The following is a 2,177-nucleotide window of genomic DNA, read 5'->3' as shown; positions in this document are numbered from 1 at the left end:
TGTCCATCTCGCTTGAACGTTCGAACGGAAATGTGGTTTCCGTCCTACGGTCACATCGAGCCATTCCATTGTGATGTTGGCGATGGATCGGAAAGACATCGCTAAAGAAGTAGCCGAGCGTCAATGTCCTGGGGGCGAAGAGAAATCAATCGCCTTCCGCCCGCGCCCGGGCGGAACCGCGTCGACCTATCTCTTCACTGAGGTCGTTCCTGTCGGCTGAATTTATGACACGAGGCGGAACCTTCGCGCCCCGGCAGCTTTACACTCCATGATGAACCAGGAGAGGCCAAACGCAAGCCTGGGATGCGATTAGATCGTCCCGCATTTCCAACCTCGATTGCGATGATGCAGCACACCGGCTTTGGTACGAGGGGCGACGCCAGCGTAGAAAGGCATATGATGCAGTTCTTCGTATTTCTTCACGACGTGGCCTCTCGTCGAGGGGACGGACTCCACCCCGAACTTGTGCATCTTTTCAGACATCAAGCTGCTTTGTCGGCGCAAGGCGTTGTGACGTTGCGACCCCTTGGCCGAGGTAGAAGCGAGCAGGCCGGTCCCAATCCACATAGGCTTTCGAAATGCACCCTGCCTAGCGATGTCATACCCTTCCCGGGAGGCCGAAATCCTTAGATCGGGATTCGTGATGTCCCTGATAGCCAGCTTCAGATCCGATCCAGGCAGATGGAGCCGCACCATGCACCCGTTGCCCATCTCTGAATGCTTCAAGCAGACACCATCCAAACTCGGGCTGGCCGGAGGATAATGTGCTGCCATGCCGCTGACTGTAGGCATTGTCGATGACGACTGCTATCGGGTTTGCCGTTCATGCCTGTTGTCGACCATGCTCGCCTTGGCTGCCTGTTCGTCGTCCGGACCCGTCGAGCAGGAATCAAAAATCGCGGCGTCCGCTTCGCAGACAGCGGTGATGGTCATGGACGCCTGGGCCGCCGGCGCGGCTCCTTCAAACTATGCCTCTGCCACATTGCAATCGACGGCCGCGGCGCTTGTCGAGGTCGGTCGTCAGATACAATCTGACAATCCTCCTGAATCCCCCAAGCGGCGCGAGGTCGTAACGGCGGTCGGTCAGCTGTCGGCTGCGGCCAAGGACGCTCAAGCGGGGGTAGAGGCTGGCAACCTGCGGCAAGTGAGTCAGGCGCGGCAGGAACTTCGGGCGGCCGCGGCGAACCTGGCCGCCGCCTATGCCAAATATTTCGCGCCGAAATCATGAAGAAGCTGCTCGAAATCTCGCTTGGTATCGTCACCAGCGTTGGCGGCTTTCTTGAAGTCGGATCAATGGCGACAGCCGCGCAAGCCGGCGCCACTTTCGGCTTGCGGCTGATCTGGGCAATCCTCCTCGGCACCATCTGCATCATCTTCCTGGTCGAGATGGCGGGCCGGTTCGCGGCCGTCAGCGGCCACACGATCGCCGACGGAATCCGCGAGAGGTTCGGCTTCAACACCTTCCTATGGCCGTTGCTGGCCACCTTGCTGGTCAATTTCATGGTGATGTCGGCAGAGATCGGCGGCGTTGCCATCGCCGCTGACCTTGCGACAGGGATCGGCTTTCAATGGTGGGCAATACCCGTGGCATTCCTGGCGTGGCTGTTCTTATGGAAAGGCACCTTCGGGTTCATCGAGAAGGGCGTGGCGGTCCTCGGTCTTGTCACGCTCTGCTTCGTGGTCGCGGCGGTGATGCTGAAGCCGGATTGGAAACAGGTTGCGGCTGGCGCCGTGCCGAGCTTGCCGGATCATGATGCGGCAAGCTACTGGTTCATGGCAGTCAGCATTCTGGGCGCGTCGATATCCCCCTACCTCTTCATGTTCTATTCCTCGGGCGCCGTCGAGGACCACTGGGACAAGACCTATCTCGGCACCAATCGCGCAATTGCGGGCCTCGGCATGAGCTTTGGTGGCACCATCTCGGTCAGTGTGCTGATCGTGGCCGCGCTGGTCTTAGGCGCGCACGGCGTAACCCGGATAGACGATTATCATCAACTGCCACTGCTGCTGATCCCGGTATTCGGGTTCTGGGGCTTTGTCCTTTTTGTCGCTTCGCTTGCCATAGCCTGTTTCGGCGCGGCGCTCGAAATCGCCCTGCAGCAGGCCTACCTCGTCGCGCAAGGCTTCGGCTGGACGTGGGGAGAAGACAGGAAACCACGCGAAGATACCGGCTTCTG

Annotated in this window: 2 protein-coding genes; both read left to right on the top strand. The window is 59.6% G+C overall.

The features are described 5' to 3' along the window. Positions 1–772: 772 nt before the first annotated feature. Positions 773–1,228 carry a hypothetical protein gene (locus EN738_RS33710; protein ID WP_127287306.1) on the top strand — a complete coding sequence of 152 codons (456 nt, stop codon included), beginning with the start codon at positions 773–775 and terminating at the stop codon, positions 1,226–1,228. Next, on the top strand, positions 1,225–2,177 hold a 953-nt coding region (locus EN738_RS33705), incomplete at its 3' end, for an Nramp family divalent metal transporter (RefSeq protein WP_127287305.1). The genes EN738_RS33710 and EN738_RS33705, both read left to right, overlap by 4 nt.

The organism is Mesorhizobium sp. M4B.F.Ca.ET.017.02.2.1 (assembly GCF_003998955.1).
Taxonomy (GTDB): domain Bacteria; phylum Pseudomonadota; class Alphaproteobacteria; order Rhizobiales; family Rhizobiaceae; genus Mesorhizobium; species Mesorhizobium abyssinicae.
This window is presented reverse-complemented; position numbering and strand designations above follow the sequence as displayed.

Bases quoted from the DNA above. Each gene is read 5' to 3' on its own strand.
- EN738_RS33710 (WP_127287306.1), top strand. From the start codon at position 773: ATGCCGCTGACTGTAGGCATTGTCGATGACGACTGCTATCGGGTTTGC.